Annotated in this window: 26 protein-coding genes and 2 tRNA genes; 15 read left to right on the top strand and 13 right to left on the bottom strand. The window is 63.1% G+C overall.

The genetic code is table 11. The features are described 5' to 3' along the window. Window positions 1-56: 56 nt before the first annotated feature. Both EPO50_RS29300 and EPO50_RS29295 read left to right on the top strand, forming a co-directional pair. The gene (locus EPO50_RS29300) at window positions 57-1,124 is read left to right on the top strand and encodes a ferritin-like domain-containing protein (RefSeq protein WP_296350240.1); all 1,068 of its coding nucleotides are present in this window, start codon (window positions 57-59) and stop codon (window positions 1,122-1,124) included. Window positions 1,125-1,201: 77 nt separating this feature from the next. Further along, window positions 1,202-1,816 (top strand): hypothetical protein, encoded by a 615-nt coding sequence (locus tag EPO50_RS29295; protein ID WP_296350239.1) that lies wholly within the window; start codon window positions 1,202-1,204, stop codon window positions 1,814-1,816. Here EPO50_RS29295 and EPO50_RS29290 read toward each other — a convergent pair. Next, window positions 1,800-2,411, bottom strand: a complete 612-nt coding sequence (locus EPO50_RS29290) for a YoaK family protein (RefSeq protein ID WP_296350484.1) — start codon at window positions 2,409-2,411, stop codon at window positions 1,800-1,802. The genes EPO50_RS29295 and EPO50_RS29290 overlap by 17 nt on opposite strands. A gap of 35 nt (window positions 2,412-2,446) precedes the next feature. Further along, the gene (locus EPO50_RS29285) at window positions 2,447-3,469 is read right to left on the bottom strand and encodes a ferredoxin--NADP reductase (protein WP_296350236.1); all 1,023 of its coding nucleotides are present in this window, start codon (window positions 3,467-3,469) and stop codon (window positions 2,447-2,449) included. A 149-nt stretch (window positions 3,470-3,618) separates the two neighbouring features. Between EPO50_RS29285 and EPO50_RS29280 the strand changes: the two genes are divergently transcribed. Continuing rightward, on the top strand, window positions 3,619-4,686 hold the full coding sequence (locus EPO50_RS29280) for a ferritin-like domain-containing protein (RefSeq protein ID WP_296350234.1): 1,068 nt from the start codon (window positions 3,619-3,621) through the stop codon (window positions 4,684-4,686). A gap of 60 nt (window positions 4,687-4,746) precedes the next feature. Here the strand turns inward: EPO50_RS29280 and EPO50_RS29275 are convergent, their stop codons facing one another. The 3 genes from EPO50_RS29275 to EPO50_RS29265 form a co-directional block, all read right to left on the bottom strand. Further along, the gene (locus EPO50_RS29275) at window positions 4,747-5,403 is read right to left on the bottom strand and encodes a hypothetical protein (RefSeq protein WP_296350232.1); all 657 of its coding nucleotides are present in this window, start codon (window positions 5,401-5,403) and stop codon (window positions 4,747-4,749) included. A 12-nt stretch (window positions 5,404-5,415) separates the two neighbouring features. Next, complete coding sequence (locus EPO50_RS29270) at window positions 5,416-6,081, bottom strand: hypothetical protein (RefSeq protein ID WP_296350230.1); 666 nt, start codon at window positions 6,079-6,081, stop codon at window positions 5,416-5,418. Window positions 6,082-6,161: 80 nt separating this feature from the next. Continuing rightward, window positions 6,162-6,237: transfer RNA gene (locus EPO50_RS29265), tRNA-Ala, on the bottom strand. 115 nt (window positions 6,238-6,352) lie between these two features. On the opposite strand from EPO50_RS29265, the gene EPO50_RS29260 reads away from it, so the two are divergent. The 6 genes from EPO50_RS29260 (at window position 6,353) to folD (ending at window position 9,279) form a co-directional block, all read left to right on the top strand. Continuing rightward, the gene (locus tag EPO50_RS29260; protein WP_296350228.1) at window positions 6,353-6,745 is read left to right on the top strand and encodes a RidA family protein; all 393 of its coding nucleotides are present in this window, start codon (window positions 6,353-6,355) and stop codon (window positions 6,743-6,745) included. Between the two features lie 40 nt (window positions 6,746-6,785). Beyond that, complete coding sequence (locus EPO50_RS29255) at window positions 6,786-7,040, top strand: hypothetical protein (protein WP_296350226.1); 255 nt, start codon at window positions 6,786-6,788, stop codon at window positions 7,038-7,040. A 2-nt stretch (window positions 7,041-7,042) separates the two neighbouring features. Further along, window positions 7,043-7,693 carry an FHA domain-containing protein gene (locus EPO50_RS29250; RefSeq protein ID WP_296350224.1) on the top strand — a complete coding sequence of 217 codons (651 nt, stop codon included), beginning with the start codon at window positions 7,043-7,045 and terminating at the stop codon, window positions 7,691-7,693. Window positions 7,694-7,773: 80 nt separating this feature from the next. After that, a complete protein-coding gene (locus EPO50_RS29245) occupies window positions 7,774-8,067 on the top strand; it encodes a YggT family protein (RefSeq protein WP_296350222.1) in 294 nt (97 codons plus the stop codon). Then, window positions 8,034-8,384, top strand: coding sequence for a DUF167 domain-containing protein (locus tag EPO50_RS29240; protein ID WP_296350220.1), 351 nt, complete (start codon window positions 8,034-8,036; stop codon window positions 8,382-8,384). The genes EPO50_RS29245 and EPO50_RS29240 overlap by 34 nt, the downstream gene beginning before the upstream one ends. Beyond that, window positions 8,377-9,279, top strand: a complete 903-nt coding sequence (folD, locus tag EPO50_RS29235; protein WP_296350218.1) for a bifunctional methylenetetrahydrofolate dehydrogenase/methenyltetrahydrofolate cyclohydrolase FolD — start codon at window positions 8,377-8,379, stop codon at window positions 9,277-9,279. Before EPO50_RS29240 ends, folD begins: the two co-directional genes overlap by 8 nt. A 10-nt stretch (window positions 9,280-9,289) precedes the next feature. Here the strand turns inward: folD and EPO50_RS29230 are convergent, their stop codons facing one another. Then, entirely contained in the window at window positions 9,290-10,198 is a 909-nt protein-coding gene (locus EPO50_RS29230) for a zinc ABC transporter substrate-binding protein (protein ID WP_296350214.1), read from the bottom strand. Window positions 10,199-10,215: 17 nt separating this feature from the next. Next, window positions 10,216-10,707, bottom strand: a complete 492-nt coding sequence (locus EPO50_RS29225; protein WP_296350212.1) for a prolyl-tRNA synthetase associated domain-containing protein — start codon at window positions 10,705-10,707, stop codon at window positions 10,216-10,218. 22 nt (window positions 10,708-10,729) lie between these two features. Between EPO50_RS29225 and rfbA the strand changes: the two genes are divergently transcribed. Together rfbA and EPO50_RS29215 are read left to right on the top strand one after the other, a co-directional pair. Next, window positions 10,730-11,596, top strand: coding sequence for a glucose-1-phosphate thymidylyltransferase RfbA (gene rfbA / locus EPO50_RS29220; RefSeq protein ID WP_367268079.1), 867 nt, complete (start codon window positions 10,730-10,732; stop codon window positions 11,594-11,596). A 93-nt stretch (window positions 11,597-11,689) separates the two neighbouring features. Next, window positions 11,690-11,764 (top strand) — tRNA-Gly (locus EPO50_RS29215). 366 nt (window positions 11,765-12,130) lie between these two features. Here EPO50_RS29215 and EPO50_RS29210 read toward each other — a convergent pair. Continuing rightward, the gene (locus EPO50_RS29210; protein ID WP_296350210.1) at window positions 12,131-12,637 is read right to left on the bottom strand and encodes an SOS response-associated peptidase family protein; all 507 of its coding nucleotides are present in this window, start codon (window positions 12,635-12,637) and stop codon (window positions 12,131-12,133) included. A gap of 53 nt (window positions 12,638-12,690) precedes the next feature. Here EPO50_RS29210 and EPO50_RS29205 point away from each other — a divergent pair, with 53 nt between their 5' ends. Next, complete coding sequence (locus EPO50_RS29205; protein WP_296350209.1) at window positions 12,691-13,281, top strand: SOS response-associated peptidase; 591 nt, start codon at window positions 12,691-12,693, stop codon at window positions 13,279-13,281. A gap of 219 nt (window positions 13,282-13,500) precedes the next feature. Continuing rightward, on the top strand, window positions 13,501-13,821 hold the full coding sequence (locus EPO50_RS29200; protein WP_296350206.1) for a nucleotidyltransferase domain-containing protein: 321 nt from the start codon (window positions 13,501-13,503) through the stop codon (window positions 13,819-13,821). 240 nt (window positions 13,822-14,061) lie between these two features. Here the strand turns inward: EPO50_RS29200 and EPO50_RS29195 are convergent, their stop codons facing one another. Further along, window positions 14,062-16,755 (bottom strand): TrlF family AAA-like ATPase, encoded by a 2,694-nt coding sequence (locus EPO50_RS29195; RefSeq protein ID WP_296350203.1) that lies wholly within the window; start codon window positions 16,753-16,755, stop codon window positions 14,062-14,064. 230 nt (window positions 16,756-16,985) lie between these two features. Next, entirely contained in the window at window positions 16,986-17,471 is a 486-nt protein-coding gene (locus EPO50_RS29190) for a helix-turn-helix domain-containing protein (RefSeq protein ID WP_296350201.1), read from the bottom strand. Window positions 17,472-17,865: 394 nt separating this feature from the next. Here EPO50_RS29190 and EPO50_RS29185 point away from each other — a divergent pair, with 394 nt between their 5' ends. Continuing rightward, complete coding sequence (locus tag EPO50_RS29185; RefSeq protein WP_296350199.1) at window positions 17,866-18,477, top strand: hypothetical protein; 612 nt, start codon at window positions 17,866-17,868, stop codon at window positions 18,475-18,477. On the opposite strand, the gene EPO50_RS29180 is transcribed toward EPO50_RS29185, so the two are convergent. From EPO50_RS29180 to EPO50_RS29170, 3 genes are read right to left on the bottom strand one after another with little or no spacing between them, the layout of a single operon-like run. Then, complete coding sequence (locus EPO50_RS29180; RefSeq protein WP_296350197.1) at window positions 18,471-18,923, bottom strand: hypothetical protein; 453 nt, start codon at window positions 18,921-18,923, stop codon at window positions 18,471-18,473. The two genes, EPO50_RS29185 and EPO50_RS29180, sit on opposite strands and share 7 nt — an antisense overlap. After that, entirely contained in the window at window positions 18,883-19,104 is a 222-nt protein-coding gene (locus EPO50_RS29175; protein ID WP_296350195.1) for a hypothetical protein, read from the bottom strand. Before EPO50_RS29175 ends, EPO50_RS29180 begins: the two co-directional genes overlap by 41 nt. A gap of 7 nt (window positions 19,105-19,111) precedes the next feature. Further along, window positions 19,112-19,459: a DUF2958 domain-containing protein gene (locus EPO50_RS29170; RefSeq protein WP_296350194.1), complete on the bottom strand. Its 348-nt coding sequence runs from the start codon at window positions 19,457-19,459 to the stop codon at window positions 19,112-19,114. A 459-nt stretch (window positions 19,460-19,918) separates the two neighbouring features. On the opposite strand from EPO50_RS29170, the gene EPO50_RS29165 reads away from it, so the two are divergent. Beyond that, window positions 19,919-20,224: a hypothetical protein gene (locus tag EPO50_RS29165; protein ID WP_296350193.1), complete on the top strand. Its 306-nt coding sequence runs from the start codon at window positions 19,919-19,921 to the stop codon at window positions 20,222-20,224. Window positions 20,225-20,229 lie beyond the last annotated feature (5 nt).

The raw sequence follows: 20,229 nt of genomic DNA, 5'->3' as shown, positions 1-20,229 counted from the left end.
CGGAGCGTCATCTTTCTCGGAACCAGAACCCAAGTGAGCCCCGGGAGGGCAGCGCCATGAGCACACAACGGATCTATGCCCTGCCGGTCGACGTGACCCAGTGGACGTTCGATGGCGCGACGGATCTCCAGTTCAATTGGGAGTATGACGACGGCTCTGCGCCCCTGCTCGAGCTCTACGAGAAGGGCAAGCAGCAGCAGTGGGATGCCAGCACGCGGCTGGACTGGTCGCTGGAGCTCAACCCGGACAATCCGATGGAGCTCAAGGACGAGGCGATCTCGATCTACGGTTCAGACTACTGGAACAAGATGAACGACAAGGAGAAGGGCTGGCTGCGCCACCATCTCCAGGCCAATTCGATCTCGCAGTTCATGCATGGAGAGCAGGGTGCGCTGATCGCGACCGCCAAGATCGTCGGCACCGTGCCGGACATGAACGCCAAGTTCTATGCGGCCACGCAGGTGATGGACGAGGCCCGCCACGTCGAGGCCTACAAGCGCCTGCTGCACGAGAAGTTCCAGCTCGCCTATCCGATCAACAAGGCACTGCAAAAGCTCCTGGAGCAGACGCTGACCGATCGCCGCTGGGACATGACCTATCTCGGCATGCAGGTGCTGATCGAGGGTCTCGCTCTCGCGGCCTTCCAGTCGATCCGCGACAAGTCGGGCAACACACTAGCCGGCGCGGTGAACGCCTATGTCATGCAGGACGAAGCGCGTCACGTCTCGTTCGGCCGCCTGGCGCTGCGCGAATACTATCCGCAACTCACCGAGGCCGAACGCGACGAGCGCGAGGAGTTCGTGGTCGAAGCGCTCTATTTCATGCGCGATCGCTTCAATCAGTCTGAAGTGTGGGAACGGCTTGGCCTGCCGGCCAAGGTGCTGGACGAAATCCACTACAATTCCAAGCAGATGAATTCCTTCCGCGGCCGGCTGTTCAGCCGTGTCGTACCCACGGTCAAGGATATCGGCCTGTGGGGGCCGCGGGTGCAGAAGGCCTTCGCCGAGATGGGCGTGATGGAATACGCCAAGGTCGACGTCGTCGAACAGCTCGCCAACGACGGCAAGGTCGCCGAGGAGTTCGACAAGAAGATGTTTGTCGAGCGGGCGATCGCGGCGGAGTAACCGTCGGCTCACTGCCTGTTGATCTCGCGCGATGTGGGCGATGCGCTAGCGTGCGGCTTCCTTTCAGGAGGCCGCCCATGCCCAGCGTATCGCGCCGTCCTTTCCTGATCTCGCTTCTCTGCGCCTGCACTTTCACCCTGCCGCTCCAGGCCCAGGAAACCATGCGCGTACGCGGCACGATCGAGAAGGTCGAAGGGCCGCTTCTTCTCGTGAAAGCGCGCGACGGAAGCGACCTGAAGATCGTGACCGGCGACGCGCTCACGGTTGTCGCGATGGTCAAGGCGAGCGTCACCGACATCAAGCCGGGTATCTATGTGGGCTCGACCGCTATTCCTCAGGCTGACGGCGGTCTGCGCGCGATCGAGGTTCGCATCTTTCCGGAATCGATGCGCGGTGCAGGTGAAGGCCATCGGCCGTGGGATCTGCAGCCGCAAGCCACCATGACCAACGCCAATGTCGAGCAGATGGTGACCGGCAGCGACGACCACACGCTCACCGTGAAGTACAAGGACGGCGAGAAGAAGCTGGTGGTGACGCCCGAGACTGTCGTGGTCGCCTATGCACCAGGCGACAAGGCGGACCTGAAGCCCGGCACCGGCATCTTCATCGGAGCGGCCGAGAAACGCGCTGACGGGACCCTGGCGGCCTCGCGCATCACCTACGGCAAGAACGGCCTCATGCCGCCGATGTAGGCCGCGGCTTCGTCAGTTCGAGCAGCAGCACAACCAGCAGCAATCCCGCAGGCACCAACAGCGGGTAGGTCATTCGCGCGACCAGCATTGCGCCGATTACCGCCCCCGCGAGATAGCCGGTCCAGGTGAGTGTCATGAGCAGCGCGCTGGCGGCCGTCGGTGGTTTGGCTCCCGCGCCCGGCCACAGCCAGTCGACCGCGGCGTCGGCTGTGCGGGCGAGCGTGCTGGTCACCACGACGGTGCTGATCGCGCTGCCGGCAAAGGCAGTGATCGACGAGGCCTGAATGCCCATGGCGAGTGCCACGATCATGACAGCGGACTCCTCGCCGATATTGAGGAAGCCAACGCCCGCGATCAGTGTCGCTTCGACCAGGAGCCCGACCACCGGTGATCGCAGCAGGCGCAGCAAGACGCGCGCTATCATCGCGCCGGCAAGGAAGGAGACCAGCGGCGTCAGGTGATGCCAGGCGCTGACATAGTCGGCTGCGGCTAGGTCGATGCCCGCCAGCACCGTGTTGCCGGTCATGTTGGCCGCGAAGACGCCGCCCATGGTGATATAGCCCACCGCGTCGGCCATGCCGGCGACGATCGTCAGCAGTGTCGCCTGGGTGAAGGGTTCGATGCGAATCGCTACACCACGTCGTAGGTGATCTCGACTTCGGGCCCGAAGCAGTGGCCCTGGCAGGTCAGGATCCAGTTATTGGCGAGATCGTCCGGCGTGTAGATGTCGTTCTTGGCCAACACGACTTTACCCTTGATGCGCTTGGCCGCGCACGAGGCGCAGAACCCTTCTTCGCAGGAAGAGAGCGGGTTGAGGCCCGCGCCGCGCGCCGCTTCGAGAATGGTGAGGCCCTTGCGGTAAGGCACCTTGTGCGCCTTGCCCTCGAAGTGAATGACGATCTCGCTCGGGATAACGTCGCCCTCCGCGGGCGGCTCGACCGGCACGGCATCGTTGCCCGACGCTTCGAAGCGCTCGATCAGCACGCGCTCGCGCGGCATGCCGGCAGCAAGGAGCGCGGCCTCGACCAGATTCATGAAGGGGCCGGGGCCGCAAAGATAGGCCTCGGCATTCTCGAAGCCCTTGAGGGCGGCAGCGACTTCCTCCGGCTTGGTGAGGCCCTGTACCGCATCGAGATGATGGATGACCTCGAGCCGGCCGGGGTGAGCCTGGGCCAGCGCCGCGAACTCGGCATCGAAGATCACCGACGGCTTGTCGCGGTTGGCATAGAAGAGGCGAATGCGGCGCTTGCCGGACTTCAGGGCGCTCTTGATCAGCGACATCATCGGCGTGATGCCGCTGCCGCCGCCGAACAACAGAAGTGGAGCTTCGCCCTGGCCCAGCACGAAGCGACCGGCCGGCGGCAGCACGTCGAGGGTGCCGCCTTCCTTCAGCGCATCATGGAACCAGTTGGAGCCCTTGCCCCCATCGACGCGTTTCACCGTCACCTTGGGCAGGCCATCGGTCTCCGGGGCGCTGGACAGCGAGTAGCAGCGGTTGAAGGCGCCGTCGGCATGGGGCACCCGGAAGGTCAGGAACTGGCCGGCCTTGTAGCGGTACTTTTCGGCCAGATCGGCTGGAATCTCGAAGACGAAGGAGCGCGCATCGGGCGTTTCCTGGATGATCTTGGCGATGCGCAGGCTGTTGTAGGACATCGATAAATCCGTTCTTAAAAACCCCGATTTCCGTGCGGGACTCTCCTAGCAGACTGTGATAGGTTCCGCTCAGAAAAATGAACGGAGCGTCATGTTTACCGCTCCGTAAGGGGATGGGACTAGGTTCAGCGCCAGGAGGTCAAGAGCCCATGACGACGCAAAAAATTTACCAGCTGCCAGTCGAAGTCACGAATTGGAAGTTCGATGGCGCCACTGAGATCGCCTTCAACTGGGAATACGAAGACGGTTCGGCGGACCTCCTGAACCTCTACGAAAAGGGCAAGCAGCAGCAGTGGGATACCAGCACGCGTATCGACTGGAGCCAGGAGCTGTTCGAAGACAACCCGATGGGCATGGCCGATGAGTCCATTCCGATCTACGGCTCCCCCTTCTGGGAAAAGATGACCGAGAAGGAAAAGAACTGGCTGCGCTTCAACCTGCAGTGCCACTCGATCTGCCAGTTCATGCACGGCGAGCAGGGCGCTTTGATCGCCACCGCCAAGATCGTGAACACCGTGCCCGACATGAACGCCAAGTTCTATGCCGCCACGCAGGTGATGGACGAAGCCCGCCACGTCGAGAGCTACAAGCGGCTGATCCATGAAAAGTTCAAGTCGGCCTACCCGATCACCGAGTCGCTGAAGAGCCTGCTCGAGCAGACTCTGACCGACCGCCGCTGGGACATGACCTATCTCGGCATGCAGGTGCTGATCGAGGGCCTGGCTCTCGCCGCCTTCCAGCGCATCCGCGACAGCGCCAAGAACAACCTGGCCGCTTCGGTGAACGCCTATGTCATGCAGGACGAGGCGCGGCACGTCACCTTCGGCCGCATGGCGCTGCGTGAATACTACCCGCACCTTTCCGATCATGAGCGGGCGGAGCGTGAGGAGTTCACCGTCGAGGCGCTCTACTTCATGCGCGATCGCTTCAACCAGGCCGAGGTCTGGATGCGGTCGGGCCTGCCGGTCGACAAGCTGATGGAATACGCCTTCAACTCCGGCGCCATGCAGGCGTTCCGCACGCGCCTCTTCACCCGTATCGTGCCGATCTTGAAGGAGATCGGCCTGTTCGGGCCGAAGGTGCAGAAGGCGCTCGGCGATATGGGCGTGATGGAGTACGCCAACATCGACGTCGAGAAGCTGATCGGCAACGACCTGAAGGTCGCCGAAGACTTCGACGCCAAGAAATTCGTGAAGGACGCGATCGCCGCCGAGTAACGACGCGATCCGGAGAAATTAGAAGGGGCGCCTATGGCGCCCCTTTTTCTTTGTCCTCACTCACTTGCACGTATCGATGCGTGGCGGTGCGTCGAGCACTGTCGCCACTTTGGAGATGTCGATGCAGCGTCCGCCGATCCAGGCCTTGCCCTGCACGAAGAGGGCAAAGCGCGCGAAGGCCTCCGCTTGCTCCGTGGGCGTTGGCCGGTTGCGCGCTAGCAGCCAGGCCAGCGCATAGATGTTGCCGGTGGCGAAGTCGGCCGCCGCCACGTCGGGGTCCTTCTCCCACATTGTGGCGTTCTTCTTCGCGGCGCCCGTGGGGTCGGGCAGGGCGGCGAGCCAAGCATGGGCATTGCCTGCCAGCGCATAGGGCCCGCCATTCTGGCTGCGCAAGCCCTTCACCTGTTCGGCCACGCTGACATAGCCCTGACCTTCGATCGTGCTGTTGGCGCAACCGCGGCGGCAGAGCGCAACGAATGTCAGATACTCGGCCAGGATGATCTCGACGTTGCCGTTGTTGTGTTTGCGCCAGGCGCGCGCCAGGTGCCAACCCTGTGTCAGTTCGGATCCCCATGGTTTAGCCGCGGCCTGCGGTTGATCGCGCTCCAGTTCGCCGATCACCGCCTGGGCGGCGGCCTGCCATTCGGCAGGGATCTGCGCGGCGGCCGGCGCAGAGCCGAGCATGACCAGAAGCAGGATCGAAATGACTCGTCTCATGATGGCGCTCCCTTAGTACTTGCGTGCCGTCTTGCGATCGCGGCTTTCGTATTGAACGAGGTCGTCGGCCCGCAGCACGGTGGCATCGGGCGGCATCAGCCAGCGCATCTGGGCCGGCTTGATCAGGCGATAGTGGCGCGCATCGTCGAGCGCGGCGCCGACATCCCAGCAATTCTCCTCGCCGGTGATCCAGGTTTCCGGCGCAAAGCGGCGCAGGTCGAACGAGGTCGAATAGGTGCGCAGCGTCTTGCGGCCGTTGTTGAAATATTCGTGGAAGTACGACATCGCGAGTTCGCGCAAGCTGCGATAGACCGGATCGCGCCAGCGCAGCCAGGCGTGGTTGCTCTTGGAGATTGCGCCCCAGCAGCCGTTGCGCCGGAACAGCGCGACGACGTGATCGGCATCGTCTTTGGCCGCCGTCAGATCCATGACCAGCGGCGGCTCACCCTGCAGCCAGAGCGCGCAGGCCGCGACAAACGCCGCCTCGAGGCAATGGGCTTCGCGATGGCGCAACACGCCGCGCACGGAGCGCAACGTGTCGCCGTCCTGTTCGAAATTCGCGCGCAAGCCCACGACGAACTCCTGGATGCGCTGCGGCGTCCTCAAGGCTCCGAGAATTCGCCCCTCTCCTGCGGTGAGGCCGAGGTCGGCGGGTGTTGGACGTTTGCGTTTGCGCATCTACTGCAATAGTGCCGCGATGAGAGGCAGCAGGCCAGAGCATGTGGCCGGCGATGCGGCAAGATGCGGGTCGAGGCGGTTGGTGGAGCTGAGGGGGATCGAACCCCTGACCTCCTCATTGCGAACGAGGCGCTCTCCCAGCTGAGCTACAGCCCCCTCCGACCCGGAGAACCGCGCGGATAAGGCTTGCCGAGCCACCTGTCAAGCAAACCGGGCTGTGTTAGCGTCCCGCCCGGACATCTTCCCGCGTTTCCAATCGAGAGGTAAGCCCGTGGCCAACGGCAAGAAAGTGGTTCAGACGGCAGCCGCCCCCAAGGCGCTCGGCCCCTATTCGCAGGCCATCGTGGCCAATGGCCTGGTGTTCTGCGCCGGCCAGATCCCGCTCGATCCCAAGACCGGCAACATCGTCGAGGGCGGCATCGCCGAGCAGACACATCAGGTACTGAAGAACCTGCAGGCGGTGCTGAAGGAGGCGGGCAGCGGGCTTGACCGCGCCGTGAAGACCACCGTGTTCCTGAAGAGCATGGACAGCTTCGTCGCCATGAACGACGTCTACGGCCGGCCGGAGTATTTCGGCGACGCCGCACCGGCGCGCTCGACGGTCGAAGTGGCACGTTTGCCGCGCGACGTCATGGTCGAGATCGAAGTCGTGGCGCTGGCCTGATCGGCAGCCGTTTCGGAAATAAGAAGTTTGATGAACGAACATGGGTGATCCCGTGAGCTGGCTGCTGGGATTGAGCGCGGTACTGCTGTTCTCGGTCGTGATCGGCCACATTCTGGTGGCGTTGCTGCTGATCATCCCGACCTGGCGCATCTGCCAGCGCGCGGGTTTCTCCGGCGCGCTGGCGCTGTTCCATCTGGTGCCGTTGATCGGCTCGTTCATCGTCATGGGCGTTCTGGCCTTCAGCGATTGGCCGAACGGTGAAGCCGGGCAGCAGCGTCCGGTGGCAGGGCGATAGCGATGGGTGCCGAGATTGCTGCCCTGATGGGCTTTTTCGGGATTACCGGCGCCTTCGCCCTGATCGGCACCGTGTTGGCCGGCTGGATGGCCTGGCGCATCGTCGAGAAGGCCGGCCTGCCGGGCTGGGCGGGGCTTGGCTCCATCCTGCTCAGCCTGACCGCGGTGGGCGCCGTCGTGCCCCTCATCCTCCTCTGGGTGTTCGCCTATATGCGCTGGCCGCGCGATGAACCTGCACCGGCCTCGCCGGGCTATGCGCCGCCGCCGCCACGCGGACCACCCCCGCCGACTGGGCCGGCCATCTTGCCGCCGCCGCCGGCTGCCCTGGCGGATGGCCGTGGCTGGAAGCTCACGGGCGTGCTCGGCAATGGCGGTACTGTCGCGCTGACCGTCTATGGCGGTCCCGCGACCTATGCCCTGACGGGTGCGCTTGCCACGGCGCCGACCGATCTTAGCGTGCCAGATCCCTCGGTCGGGCAACCGCATGCCCGCCTCATGACTGCGGGCCAGCGACTCGGCCTGGAAGATCTCGGCAGCCCCGGCGGTACCTTCATCGACGGCGCCCGGCTGCTGCCCGAGCACGGTCCACGCGATATCAGTGCGGCCCGCATCATTCGGCTCGGTAGCGTCGAACTCAGCCTGACAAGAGCCTGAAATGGGCTTGTGATCGACAATCTTGCCCGAGTAGGGTGCGCGCGGCCGGCGGCTCGCCGGTTTTAATGGACGGGGAGCCGATGATCTCGCTGGCGAAGCTGATCGATAGCGTTATCGACATCTACACCTGGGTCGTGATCGCGAGCGCCATCATGAGTTGGCTGGTGGCATTCGGCGTGGTGAACGTCCGCAATCAATTTATCCGGGTGATCGTCGACCTCCTCTTCCGGTTGACCGAGCCAGTGCTGCGCCCGATCCGCCGCATCCTCCCTAACCTCGGTGGCGTCGACATTTCGCCAGTGATCTTGCTGCTGGGCCTGTTCTTCCTGCGCAGCCTGCTGTGGGAGTACGTCTGGCCAGCCTTCATCCGCTGAGCGATCCGCCCTTCCTGCGCCGCGCCAAAGACGGCGTCACGATTCAGCTTCGTGCCCAGCCGGGCGCCCGCCGCTCCGTGCTCGAATTGACCGCCGAGGGCGGGCTCAAGGCCGCAGTGACGGCCCCTCCCGAGGATGGCAAAGCCAACGCCGCCGTGATCGCGCTGCTCGCCGAGGCGTGGCGTCTGCCGAAGTCCAGCTTCGACGTGATGCGCGGGGCGACGGCCCGAGACAAGACCGTGAGCGTGGCGGGCGATATCGCTTTGCTCGCCGACCGGATAGCCGAATGGGAACAACGGGTGCGCAAGCATGGCTGATGCAAAGTTGATCGATGGCAAAGCGTTCGCCATGGGCCTGCGCGAGCGGGTGGCGGCCGGCGTGGCGGATCTTGTCGGCAAGGGTGGACCCAAGCCCGGTCTGGCGACAGTGCTGGTCGGCGCCGATCCGGCCAGCCAGGTCTATGTGCGCAGCAAGGGCAAGCTGGCTGTCGAGCTCGGCATGGCGAGCTTTGATCGCAAGCTCCCGGCCGAGACCACGGAGCAGGAACTCCTGGCGGTCATCGCAGAGCTCAATGCAGATCCTGCAATCAATGGCATTCTGGTTCAGCTTCCGCTGCCCAAGCATATCGACACGGCCAAGGTGTTGCTGGCCATCGATCCCGCCAAGGACGTCGACGGCTTCCATCCCATAAACGTCGGGCGATTGGGCTCGATCGCGCCGGGCGCGGTGCTCGACTTTCCCGTGCCCTGCACGCCGCTCGGCGTCACGATGCTGCTGCAGGATGCGCTGGGAAGCCTGGCTGGCTGCAACGCTGTCGTCGTCGGCCGCTCGAATCTGGTCGGCCGGCCGGTCGCGCAGCTTCTGCTGCGCCTCGATTGCACGGTGACGATCACCCATTCGCGCACGCGCGACCTTCCGGCGCTCTGCCGACAGGCCGACATCCTCGTGGTGGCGATCGGCAAGACGGAGTTCGTACGCGGTGACTGGATCAAGCCCGGTGCCGCTGTGATTGATGTCGGCATCAACCGCATCCCCACCACGGAAGGCAAGAGTCGCCTGGTCGGCGACGTTGCCTTTGCCGAAGCACAGAAGGTGGCGGGGCACCTGACACCAGTGCCAGGCGGTGTCGGCCCGATGACCGTGGCCTGCCTGATGTACAATACGCTGCAGGCGGCGCGTCGTGTCGCCGGCTTGCCGTATGTGGCCGTCTGATCCGCTGTTCTCAGTTCTTCATCATGCCGGCGACCAGCGCCGTTACATTGTGCCGGATCATCTTTTCGTAAGTCGGCGCCGGTCCATCGGGCCCCGAGAGGGCATCGCTGTAGAGACGCGGACCCACGACGCCGCCTGATTCGCGCGCGATCTGGTCGATCAGGCCAGGATTGGTCATGTTCTCGACGAACAATGCCTTGATGCGCTGGTCACGCACCTGGCGGATGAGCACGGCGACATCCTTGGCAGAGGGTTCGCTGCCGGTGTTGTAGCCGCGCGGCGACTTGAACTGCACGCCATAGGCCGCCGCGAAGTAGCGGAATGAATCGTGGCCGGTGATCGCCTTGCGTTTCTCGGCGGGAACCTTGGCGATCTCCTGTTTCACCCAGGTATCGAGTTCGACCAGCCGCTTGTCATAGAGTTCAGCGCGCTCGCGATAGCGAGCGGCATTTGCCGGATCGGCCTCGGAAAGGCCCTTGGCGATGTTCGCGACATAGAGCCGGACGCGACCGACATCCTGCCAGCAGTGCGGATCGGGACCATGCGCATGGTTGTGACCTGGCGTCGGCGCCGCCTCGAGCGTCGGCACGCCGACCGTTGCCACGATGGCGCGGCCCTTGAAGGGCGCGGCCTTGGCCAGCCGGTCGATCCAACCTTCGAAGCCGAGACCGTTGCTCACCAGGACGCGGGCCTCGACCAGGGCGCGCGCATCGGCCGGGCGTGGCTGATAGGTGTGGGCGTCGATATCGGCGCCGACCAGGGCGGAGATCTCGGCCAGGTCGCCCGCCACTTCGGCCACGAGGTCGCCTAGGATCGAAAAGGTCGCGACGGCTTTGATCTTGGTTTGTGCCGAGGCCGGCAGCCCGCCGGACAGGAGAGTGCCCAGGCAAAGCGCCAGGGAAAGGGTACGAAGCAACATATTGTTATGATATAACACTACAGCGGAAAGTCGAGCCATCGCGGCGCATGGCCGGTAGCCGTGAAGAACCGCTGCAGATCCGCTGCCGCGATCGCCGTGGTCATGGTGTTGACCAGCGGATGGGCGTTCACCGGCCCACCCTCGGTCAAACCGCGGTCCAGGGCCAAGCGTACCACGCGCGCGTCGTCGTTGATCAGGGCGAGCGGGGTCACTGAACCCGGCTCGACGCCGAGCTGGCGGCGCAGCCGGTCGGAGCTGCCGAAAGAGAGCCTGCCGGCGCCCAGCACCTCGCCAAGCCGCTTCAGGTCGACCGCACGATCCTCGAGGGCGACCACCAGCCACATCTCCTCCTTTTTATTGCGCAGGAAGAGGTTCTTGATGTGATGGCCAGGCAGGTCGCCGCGCAGCGTTTTTGCCTCCTCGACAGTGAACACCGGAGGATGCTCGACGGTCCGGTGGGGGATGCCCAGGGTTGCGAGACGGTCGAATAACTGTTGCGGACTGTGCATGGGCTCGTCTTACATGGCGGGAATGAAGGGAATCATTCTCTCAGGCGGCAGCGGCACGCGGCTCTACCCCATGACGCGGGCAGCCAACAAGCAGCTCCTGCCGGTCTACAACAAGCCGATGGTCTATTACCCGCTAACCACGCTGATGCTGGCGGGGTGCCGCGACATTCTGCTGATCGTCAATCCCGGCGATGCCGAGGCTTATCGCCGGCTGTTCGGCGACGGTCGCCAGTGGGGCATCGAGATCGGCTATGAGCCGCAGCCCAAACCCGGCGGCATCGCCGAGGCGTTCCTGATTGGCCGCCGTTTCATCGGCGATAGCCGTGTCGGCTTGATCCTGGGCGACAATCTCTTCTATGGCGATTCGCTGCCGGCGGTCGCGGAGCGTGGTGCCCAGGGAAATGGCGCCGTGGTCTACGCCTATTGGGTGGCCGATCCATCAGCCTATGGTGTTGTAGAGTTCGATGCCGAGGGGCGTGCACTCAGCATTGTCGAGAAGCCGAAGCAGCCGAAGTCGAACTGGGCGGTCACCGGACTCTACTTTTACGATTCGGATGTATGCGATGTCGCCGGCCAGATCCCACGCTCGGCGCGCGGTGAACTGGAGATCAGCGACATCAACGCACACTACCTGAAGGAAGGGCGGCTCACCGTCGAGAAGCTGGGTCGCGGCTACGCCTGGCTCGACACCGGCACGCCGTCGAGCCTGCTGCGCGCCGCGCAGTTCGTCGAAACCGTCGAAGATCGCCAGGGCCTGCAGATCGGCAGTCCTGAGGAGATCGCTTGGCGCAAGGGCTATATCGACGACAATGCATTCGAAAGGTTGATCCAGCCGATTCGCGAAAGCGAGTACGGCAAGTATTTGCAGCGGCTACTGGCGCGCGGCTGAGGCCTACGGAGAGGTTTGGCCAGGCCCTTGCCAAGGCGACGGAAAAGCCCTATCAACGCCGCCTTCCGGCGACCTACCCAGCCGGATCGGAGCGCGGGCGTAGCTCAGGGGTAGAGCACGACCTTGCCAAGGTCGGGGTCGAGGGTTCGAATCCCTTCGCCCGCTCCAATTTTCTTCAAACAAATCAGCGAGTCAGAACGGTCCTTCGGGGTCGTTTTCTGCTTCCCCGCCTCTAACGCGACGGCCGGGGAAGCAGGGGGGAAGCAGACTGAGGCGAAACGCAGCGGCCTCTCGGTCGGCTTCGGCATGTGCCGCCTCGTCCGACCACCAGCGGCCAGCAGAACGCGCCGCGATGGACGGGCTTCTCGGCAAACGACGGCCTTGGGCACGTCGGTACGGCCCGGGCGCTGGGCTTCCCTTTCGATCAAGTCCCTGATTGGCGTATCGGTGCGCAAACCGAACCTCTGCGTTCGAAGCCTTCGCCAGACTCTGCCATCGTGGCCACTCATTGCTCAACTCGCCAATGTGTCGGGACTAGAGAACCAATACTGTCTGCGCCTGCCTTGGGATCGCGCGCTCGATTCGGAACGCCCCAATCGGCAATGGCTGAAGCAGCTCGTGTTCTGGGCACGAGAAATCCAACCAGTCCATCCGCTGCCGACGTCTTAACACGGCCATCTGCCGGTCGCGGTAACGCGCCACATCGGCGTTCGCCTCAATGGTCAAGATCGCATAGGCCTCGGGCCAGCCCTCTGAAGCGGGTCGCCAGATCCCAGCGAAATAGAACCAGTCGCCGTCCGCGAGTGAAATTCGGTGGCGCTGGTCATGATGGCCGATGAGGAATTCCGACGCAGGGACGAGACAGCGATGGCTGGCAAACCTTCGGCCCTCGGCACGCGCGAGCATGAACGGCTGATTGCCGGGCTCTTTTGGACGGAGACCCCAGGGCAGCTCAACCATCTCCACGCCTTCCTCGCCGTACCTTACGATGATGCGGCGTTCGTCGAGTGCGGCGTCCGTGTCGAACTTGGTCGCCTTCATGTATGAGAACATAATAGGAACGAAGGTTTGGCGCAACAGAGTTGGAGACGAAGATGTGCAACGACTATCGCCTTCACGTTGGTGCTGGGACGATCGCCGACGACTTCTCCAACATCAAAATCAAGATTCGCTTTCCTGAGGGCACGCCAAACATCGAGCCGCGTGACGACATCAAGATTACTGACATCGCGCCGATCGTCCGAACCGTCGATGGCGATCGTGAAGCGGGCGAGCTAGTTCAGCGCCGATGGAGTTGGCCTGGTCAGAACCGGCGGCCGGTTTACAACTTTCGCTCGGAGAACCGCGAGTTCTCGTCTGGTCGCTGCCTAATCATCGCCGACGGCTTCTACGAGTTTACCGATCCGAAGGACCCGAAGAAGAAGCGCAAGGACAAGTGGCTGTTCACGATGCGTGGCGAGCCCTGGTTCTGCATCGCCGGTATATGGCGGAGCACGGCCGATGTCGGCGAGGCTTTCACCATGTTGACCATGCCGCCGGGCCCTGACATCGCGTCCTACCATGATCGACAAATCGCGATTCTCGATCGTACTCATTGGGCAGACTGGCTCGACCCGTCGGTATCCGCTCGGTCGTTATTGAAGCCGCTCCCGGCGGGGATGCTAGTAGTGAAGCAGGAGGGTTGAGGTAGTTCGCCATTCGCTCGTGGTTTTTGTACCGACCGTTGTCTGCCGGAATGCAGCTGATGGACCGCACAAGCAACGATTTGGAAAGTCGTGTGCTGTAGGCAGTAACCCGGCTGATTTTGAGTCAGTGGCCAAGCTCAATAAAATGGGCATTTTAGAGCTTTAGGTGCAGTTTAGGTGCGATCTGGGGTCGAAAAAGATGATACACCATGAGGTAATATGGACATCTCTGAGGAAGAGTCCGCGCTGATCGCCTCGTGGGCGAAACGGCACCCGCTCATCGAGCAAGTGTGGTTATACGGGAGCCGAGCACGAGGCACGAGCCGTGCGGACAGCGACATCGACTTGGCTGTGGTGATGGACTTCAATGCGTGGTTCGACTGGTACGCGCAGCACAAGACAAAGCCTGATCTTCACCTCCCTCATGAGGTTGACCTGGAATGGTACGATCCGGTGGCCACAGACAGCGAGCGAGTGGGACCAGGGGTGAAGCAGGACGGGATACTCTTGTACGAGCGGGACGCTGTGATGACTGGGTAAGCGGTAGATCCCCGTCCGCCACCCATCAATCAAGAGCGCGCTGCACCGCCAAGCACAGCCGCACGATCTCTTGCCGTATGCGCCTCTTCGTCGCGGCCTCTTCGCCGAGCGCGGTACCACTTGATGCCGCCTGAGCGGTAACGGCCGATGGCGTTGTGCTGCATGGCTAATAATCCCTGACGTGCATGATCGTGATGAGCGACGGAGGGAGGGGAGGAGCGGCTGCAGCTAGCATATTAGCTACGGGTCGCGTTCCTTGATGTCGAAGCCGTAGGTGATGGCGCGGCGCTTGAAGGCGTCGCGTGCGCCTTCGAGGATGGCGCAGGCCTCGTTGCGGGTGTCCTCGTCGTCGATTGATCCGCTCGCCATGACCCGCGCCTTGTCCGCCGTGCTCTTCAGCACAATGATCTGCTCGGCATCCCCCAAGACGGCGATATTGGCGTTGTGGGTCACGACGATGATCTGTCGGCGCTCCTTGGCCTTGCGCAGCACCGGGACGATGCCGTGGTAGATGAACTCGCCATCGAGGTCGTCCTCCGGTTGATCGATGACCAGCGGGCGGTTGCTCTTGGATGAAAGCATGAGCGCCAGGAGCACGGACTGCTGCTGGCCGAACGATAGGTTCTTGAACTCCCGGATCACCGGGCGCTTGGCGGCGCCGTCCTGGACCATGCGGGTGACCGTCAGGCGCGGCAGGTCGATAATGGCGCACGTCTCAAGCTGAGACCGCGTCGCCGGCACCGACAGGCGCTCAATCAGGGTGTCGGCGTCGGACTTGCCGAATACCGCCTTGCCCTCGGCATTCTGAAGCGCGCGCAATGCCGCTACGTCCTTCTTGGCAACGACGGCCAGGAGCTTCTCGACGGTCATGTTTTCGGTCAGCGACTTGGCGCGGACCTGCTGGTTGGTGTTCCACCCCATCGTCTCGATGATGATGCGCTCGGCCTCCGGAGAGTAGCCGCCCACCGCATACTTCAGGGTCACGGTGAAGTCGTTGAGGGCGTTCTTCATTGCGTCGTTGGCCAGTATCGCGAAGCCGTTGCGCTTGTTGGCGATGCGCAGGCGGTACTGCCAGCGCAGCTTCAGCGTCTCCTTATGCTCCCGCTGGACCTTCTCAAGCTGGGGCTTGAGGCTGCGCAAGGTGGTGAGCTGCTTGGTGAGGGTCTCTTCTTTCGTGGTGAGCTGATTGAAGAACGCCGTTTGTACCTTGACGCCCTTGTCCTCCAACGCCTTCACCTGCTTCTGGACCGTGCCGTTGAGCGCGGTCGCCTTATCGCTCCACTCTTTGAGGCGCTTCTCCACGCCGGCTTTCAGCGTCTCGGCGCCCTTCTTCAGCGACACGTCGTTGGAGGACAGCACCTTCTCGAAGTCGGCAGCGAGCGTAGTGATGGCGCCGAACTCCACGCCGCCCACAGAAAGGGTCTTCGGGTCGACCGCCGCCTTAATCGCTTCTGCCGTCTCCTTGAGATCCTCCCGGCTCGTTCCTTCGGTGATGCTGGTGGCATGCTCAAGGATGTTGGTCCGCACGGTGCGCTCGCGCGCGATCGTGCGGAGCGTCGCAAGCACCTCCTGGCCGTTCTCCTTCTTCACGGCCGCGACCTGGCCCCGCACGACCTTCAGCTCGCGGTCGAGCAGATCGATCCGAGACATCCGGTTCTGCAGGTCAATGATGCGGGCATGCTGCTCTGCGGCGGTTTCGCAGGCCTGCCGCTCAAGCTCCAGGTCCTCTACGATGTCCACGAACCCGTCGAGATACTCCAGCAGCGCAGCCGGGTCCTCCTTCGCGCGCCGGGCAATCTCGTGCGTTTCGCCCTGGTAGTAGCACTCGATGGGAAACAGGACGGGCTCGGCCGTGACATTGTCAGCGTTCTGGAGCTGGTCGTTCTTCAGCCGGCTAATGCCGTGCGTTTGGCCCGCCTCATCCTGCACCAGCATGTCGACCTGGTCCGGGCCGACCTCGGAATCGACCACATCGGCCGGCTCGTCGCCGTAGGCGGTCAAGGTGCGGACAAGCTCGAACATCGTCGACTTGCCCGTGCCGCGGCCGCCGATGATGCAGTTGAGGTTGCTGGAGAATTGGACCGTCTGCCCGTTGAGGAAGCCGCCGCCGATCTTCAGGCCGACGATCCGAGGGACGGTACTGGGGATCTCGTCTTCGATGCGGACGCGGGCGTCGTTCTCCATCATCGCCAGCCGCAGGCCCTCGAAGGTGAGGTCGTTCATCTTGAAGCGCGTTACCTTAGTCTGCGCCGCCGCGTTACGACCGACCTTGTCCAGGGTATGCGAATCAGAATTGAGAATGCGGGCGAGCACGTGCCGGCCGCGGCCCAATCGCTCCAGACGCAGGCTGCCCGCCGCGCGGCGCTTCGCGTCGGGGTCGCTATCGGCGTAGCTGATGGCCGCGATGGCGCTGGACAGCTCAATGCCGAGAAGCGCCGGGTGAGCGAGCACCGTGATCTTGAATGGGGTCGAGGTCGGGGTAACCGCTTCGAACCCCTTCGGAAGGTCGACGTGTGCCAGCGCGCCGAACCCTTGGAACTCGTCGAGCAGGTCAAGGCAGTCCGACATGCTCTGGGTGCAGTGGCAGGTCTCCTTGCCCTTCTCCTTGATGTTGAGACGCGAGTAGAAGTTCTGGAGTGCCTCGCCGGTCGGCAGATAGCAGAGCAGGTGGCCCTGCAGGGTCGAGAGCTCGACGGCCGGGATCACGAAAAGGCCCGCCTTGGCGCCGGCGGCGACGGCCCGCAAGGAGCCGCCGATCTCGTTGTGGTCGGCGACGGCGATGAATTCGAGCCCCTCGCGCTTCGCGGTCGCGACGATGGCTTCCGGCGTACACGTGGTATCCGTGACGTCGTGGCTGGCCGGATGGCTATGGATATGGAGGTCGGCGCGGTAGAACCTCGCGCCGCTCGGCTTGGCAGCGATTTCGTCTCTCATCTCACCCTGTCCCCGTCCCGCGGGCAAGGAAAGCACAAAATCTCCTTCAGGTTGTGGCCAAAACAAGGCCGACACTTTCGGAGACCTGATCGAAACGCGGGCGGTCCGATTGGACCGCCCGCGCCTACTGCGCTATTCGTGGAAACCTCTCCCTTCGCCTGTGGCGGCCACCACATTGAAGGGCTGTGATCTACCGTACACGAACGGGCCTGGCTGGGGGGAAAACCCCGTCAGGCTTTACGCAATTTCACGCCGCCTCGCTTCTCGAGAGCGGCCCGGTTCTGTCTCCTGGCCTCGGCCTCCGCCTCGAACTCCGGCGCGATCTCCTTGAGCTTCTTCACCAGCCCGGCGAGGCTGTATTCGTTGCTTAACTGCCCCTGACGGGTGTTCTTGCGGACGATGCGCTTGATCAGGCCGGCATTCTCCAAGGCGGTGAGATGGCGCTGCACCTGCCGGGGAGTGCAGCTCATGCGGTTTGCGATGAGCTGCTTGCTGGGGTAAGGCAGCTGGGCGGCTTTCCACCAGTGGGAGGCGATCTGCAGCAGCACGTTGAGCTGCGGCGGGCTTAGCCCAAGCCGCTTCTGGGCGTGCAGCAGCAGGACCGGGACGATGGTGTAGCCCTGCTTCATTACCAGCGGCGACCACTTGCGGTCTGCTTGCCTGCCGTCCTCCTTGGAGATGGCGGGCGGCTTAATAGGTACGACGTTGTCGGTCATGGGATGTCCTCGCCCGGCCAACATGATGCGTCTGGTTGGCGAGCACAATGGAAGGACAGCTGTACCCGGGAGACGCTAGTGTCCGGGGGTTAGTAGCTACTAGGCCTCTTAGTCGCCACGGCTCCTAGTCCGCTGCGTCCTTATTAGGGAGACGGCTACGTCCTGGGCCGGGAGACCGTAGCGTCTCGGAGCCGGAGGTCATAAATGTCCTCCCCCTTGGCGCACCTGTATGACGTGGACTTGGAGGAGGACCTGGCATCGATTGTGCCGCCGGTCAGCGACACCAATCCTCCTACAGGGAAGCGGTCGAATATCTCCCCACATTCTGACGTTCGAGCGCGCTCAATCTCGCAGCGCGTGGTAAATCACGCGCCGCGAAACTAGCTTGCTTGCCATGAAGCTCGAAGTCACCCGCTTCAAATCCATGGAGGTCGCGCTGAAGGAGCTCGAGCGCTTCATCCGCGACGGCCAGCATCTTCAGACCGGCAAGCCGTTCCGGCAGATGCATGACCTTCGCTCGCGCGAAGCCTTGGGAAACTGGCTGCTCTGCGCCGCCGTCAATCATCAGTTCGGCCGGGACCGGCTGATGTTCAGCAGCGACCCGCGCGGCGGCGACGGAATCATTCGATACACAGAGGGCGGCACGACCTGGGACATGGAGCATGTCATCGTGCCTGCCTCGCGCGCCGGCTCGGCGCAGGACGAGACGGCGCTGATGCTAAAGGCCATTCAGGACAAGCAGAACAAGGGCGGGCGCGCCTACGCGTCGGGCAAGACGCTCGTCGTGTTTTCGAACGCGCGCGGTGGTGAGTGGTATCCGAACCGTGTCGGTCGGGCTTTGCCCGAGCCGCTGGATTTCGATGCGGTGTGGGTGGTGTGCCTCGAAGGCGTCGTCGATGGCGGGTACACCTACGGCGTGACGCGCCTCGAACGGACGCACTCGCCGGTCTGGCGCGTCCGCATCGCGCCAGACTTTGGAAGCTGGACTGTCGAGCCCCTTCAGTGACGGGGACGTAAGGGCACGATCTTCTTGAGCTTGCCCTTCAGCTGGCGATCGACAAAGGCGGCGATCACGCCCTCGGCAAAGGCATCGGGCGTGATGCCCGGCTCAAGCGACAAACTGTTGACGCCGAGAAAGCTGCGATAGCCGGTATCACTGAGGAAGGGCTTGTTCTTCTCGACAGCATGCGCCGAGAAACCGAGCCACGTCATCGCGGTCGCACCGATGCCGAACAAGCCATCCATTTCGATGCGGACACGCATCTTGCCGTGTCTGATTTCGAAGTTGGCCGTCTGCCCCCAAAGCGGAACCTCACCCTTCTTGGCTGCGGTGCGCTTTTCGAGGACGCAACCCGGCGCTTCCTCGTCGGCAATGATGCCGGGATTGTAGCCGTTCAGCTTGTAGGCAAGGTCATGTGCCCTCCTGCCGCAGGGCACGGACGGTGTTCCCATCGCCCGCCATCATGGCGTCGTGATGACGTTTGAGCAGGTGCCGATAGAAGGGCAGCGCCGCTTCCATGGTTGCCGGTAGGTCGCCGTATTGCCGGTCTTGCTTCCGCTGAAGATTGGTCTCGGCCCCATGGGCCAAGAGGTCATCAAAAGCGAGTTGTGAGGAAACCTCTGAAGAGCGCATGGCCGCCTCACGCCTTGATGCAGCCGTAGGCCCGCGCCTCGTCGGCATAGGCTTGCAGCGTCTTGCCGGCCTTGAACCACAGGTCACGCTCGACGGTAAGACCACCCCGACCGCGCAGGTTCCGAAGCTCCGCGAGACTCACATAGCCAAGCTCCGGCGTCCCCAGACCCAGATCGCAGAGACCAAAAGCGATGTCCTGATCTTCGGGGTTCAACTCGCTGAGGAGCCAAGTTGCGCCCGCCCACGGGGTGAAGAGCTTCACCACGGGCTGAAAGTCCTTTGCACCATGGCTGGCCTTGTTGGCGTCGCCATTCTGCAACAGGTCGAAGGTCTGGCATTGAGTAAGAAGGTTCATGGTGTTCCTCGGGGTTCGCGCAGCGTGCTGCTGCTGAACCCCTGCCTCGCGGCGAGCAGCGGGTGTGCAAACGGAGCAAGCGCCTTCGCGGGGAACCGGCTGGCAGGGAACGAAGTGACCGAAGCTGGGCGGAAGGCGCTTCGAAGTGCGCCGAGGGCGGAGCCCTAAGTCTTAAGCCAACGAACGTCAGCCGGAGGCTGTCCTTCCCTCTTCACGCGAGGGATCGTCACCGGAGGCGAAGACGCCCCTCCCCCATCTTCAACGGAGGGGCGGCTTCGTGAGGCCGCTCGCCCAGGCGGCCGAATAGAGCCCGGTCCGGCGCAGCCGGACGCGCCTTATCCACAGATTTTTTGCGTTTGGTGTCACTCAGCACAATTACGGCCAACTGAGCCTCGGAGGCTTGGCGGTTCTACCCCGACTCACGGAAACTATGCCCTCCAAACAAACCCGGAGGACGCAATGACCGAATCCAACAAACCCGTTGACCCTGATCTCGAACGTATCCTCCGTCGGAAGGCTGAATTCGAGGCACCCGAAAGCCCGGAGCGTGTCGCCGAAAGAAAGCGGAACAGCGCGCGTTGCGGTCACGTCAAACGGAAGCTTCGCGAAGGCAAGAGACTGGAAGGCGAGTTGTTGGAATTCGCGATCAGCGTTGTTGATCCGCGAACCGGTATTCCGGAAAAGCTCCGTGCTGGACAAAAACTCGACGACTACGAAATGCATCTCATGTTCGACATGTACCTGTTGCACGCGCGACTGGCGTAGTCGTC

Origin of the sequence: Reyranella sp. (assembly GCF_004297405.1) — a bacterium.
Classification (GTDB): domain Bacteria; phylum Pseudomonadota; class Alphaproteobacteria; order Reyranellales; family Reyranellaceae; genus Reyranella.
Note: the sequence above shows the minus strand (reverse complement) of the source record. Positions and strands in the feature narration are given on the sequence as shown.

Excerpts from the sequence above, each read along its gene's own strand:
- EPO50_RS29300 (WP_296350240.1), top strand. The coding sequence starts at position 57 with ATGAGCACACAACGGATCTATGCCCTGCCGGTCGACGTGACCCAGTGG.
- EPO50_RS29295 (WP_296350239.1), top strand. The coding sequence starts at position 1,202 with ATGCCCAGCGTATCGCGCCGTCCTTTCCTGATCTCGCTTCTCTGCGCC.
- EPO50_RS29285 (WP_296350236.1), bottom strand. The coding sequence starts at position 3,469 with ATGTCCTACAACAGCCTGCGCATCGCCAAGATCATCCAGGAAACGCCC.
- EPO50_RS29280 (WP_296350234.1), top strand. The coding sequence starts at position 3,619 with ATGACGACGCAAAAAATTTACCAGCTGCCAGTCGAAGTCACGAATTGG.
- EPO50_RS29275 (WP_296350232.1), bottom strand. The coding sequence starts at position 5,403 with ATGAGACGAGTCATTTCGATCCTGCTTCTGGTCATGCTCGGCTCTGCG.
- EPO50_RS29270 (WP_296350230.1), bottom strand. The coding sequence starts at position 6,081 with ATGCGCAAACGCAAACGTCCAACACCCGCCGACCTCGGCCTCACCGCA.
- EPO50_RS29255 (WP_296350226.1), top strand. The coding sequence starts at position 6,786 with ATGGGTGATCCCGTGAGCTGGCTGCTGGGATTGAGCGCGGTACTGCTG.
- EPO50_RS29250 (WP_296350224.1), top strand. The coding sequence starts at position 7,043 with ATGGGTGCCGAGATTGCTGCCCTGATGGGCTTTTTCGGGATTACCGGC.
- EPO50_RS29245 (WP_296350222.1), top strand. The coding sequence starts at position 7,774 with ATGATCTCGCTGGCGAAGCTGATCGATAGCGTTATCGACATCTACACC.
- folD (WP_296350218.1), top strand. The coding sequence starts at position 8,377 with ATGGCTGATGCAAAGTTGATCGATGGCAAAGCGTTCGCCATGGGCCTG.
- EPO50_RS29230 (WP_296350214.1), bottom strand. The coding sequence starts at position 10,198 with ATGTTGCTTCGTACCCTTTCCCTGGCGCTTTGCCTGGGCACTCTCCTG.
- EPO50_RS29225 (WP_296350212.1), bottom strand. The coding sequence starts at position 10,707 with ATGCACAGTCCGCAACAGTTATTCGACCGTCTCGCAACCCTGGGCATC.
- rfbA (WP_367268079.1), top strand. The coding sequence starts at position 10,730 with ATGAAGGGAATCATTCTCTCAGGCGGCAGCGGCACGCGGCTCTACCCC.
- EPO50_RS29210 (WP_296350210.1), bottom strand. The coding sequence starts at position 12,637 with ATGAAGGCGACCAAGTTCGACACGGACGCCGCACTCGACGAACGCCGC.
- EPO50_RS29205 (WP_296350209.1), top strand. The coding sequence starts at position 12,691 with ATGTGCAACGACTATCGCCTTCACGTTGGTGCTGGGACGATCGCCGAC.
- EPO50_RS29200 (WP_296350206.1), top strand. The coding sequence starts at position 13,501 with ATGGACATCTCTGAGGAAGAGTCCGCGCTGATCGCCTCGTGGGCGAAA.
- EPO50_RS29195 (WP_296350203.1), bottom strand. The coding sequence starts at position 16,755 with ATGAGAGACGAAATCGCTGCCAAGCCGAGCGGCGCGAGGTTCTACCGC.
- EPO50_RS29190 (WP_296350201.1), bottom strand. The coding sequence starts at position 17,471 with ATGACCGACAACGTCGTACCTATTAAGCCGCCCGCCATCTCCAAGGAG.
- EPO50_RS29185 (WP_296350199.1), top strand. The coding sequence starts at position 17,866 with ATGAAGCTCGAAGTCACCCGCTTCAAATCCATGGAGGTCGCGCTGAAG.
- EPO50_RS29180 (WP_296350197.1), bottom strand. The coding sequence starts at position 18,923 with ATGGGAACACCGTCCGTGCCCTGCGGCAGGAGGGCACATGACCTTGCC.
- EPO50_RS29175 (WP_296350195.1), bottom strand. The coding sequence starts at position 19,104 with ATGCGCTCTTCAGAGGTTTCCTCACAACTCGCTTTTGATGACCTCTTG.
- EPO50_RS29170 (WP_296350194.1), bottom strand. The coding sequence starts at position 19,459 with ATGAACCTTCTTACTCAATGCCAGACCTTCGACCTGTTGCAGAATGGC.
- EPO50_RS29165 (WP_296350193.1), top strand. The coding sequence starts at position 19,919 with ATGACCGAATCCAACAAACCCGTTGACCCTGATCTCGAACGTATCCTC.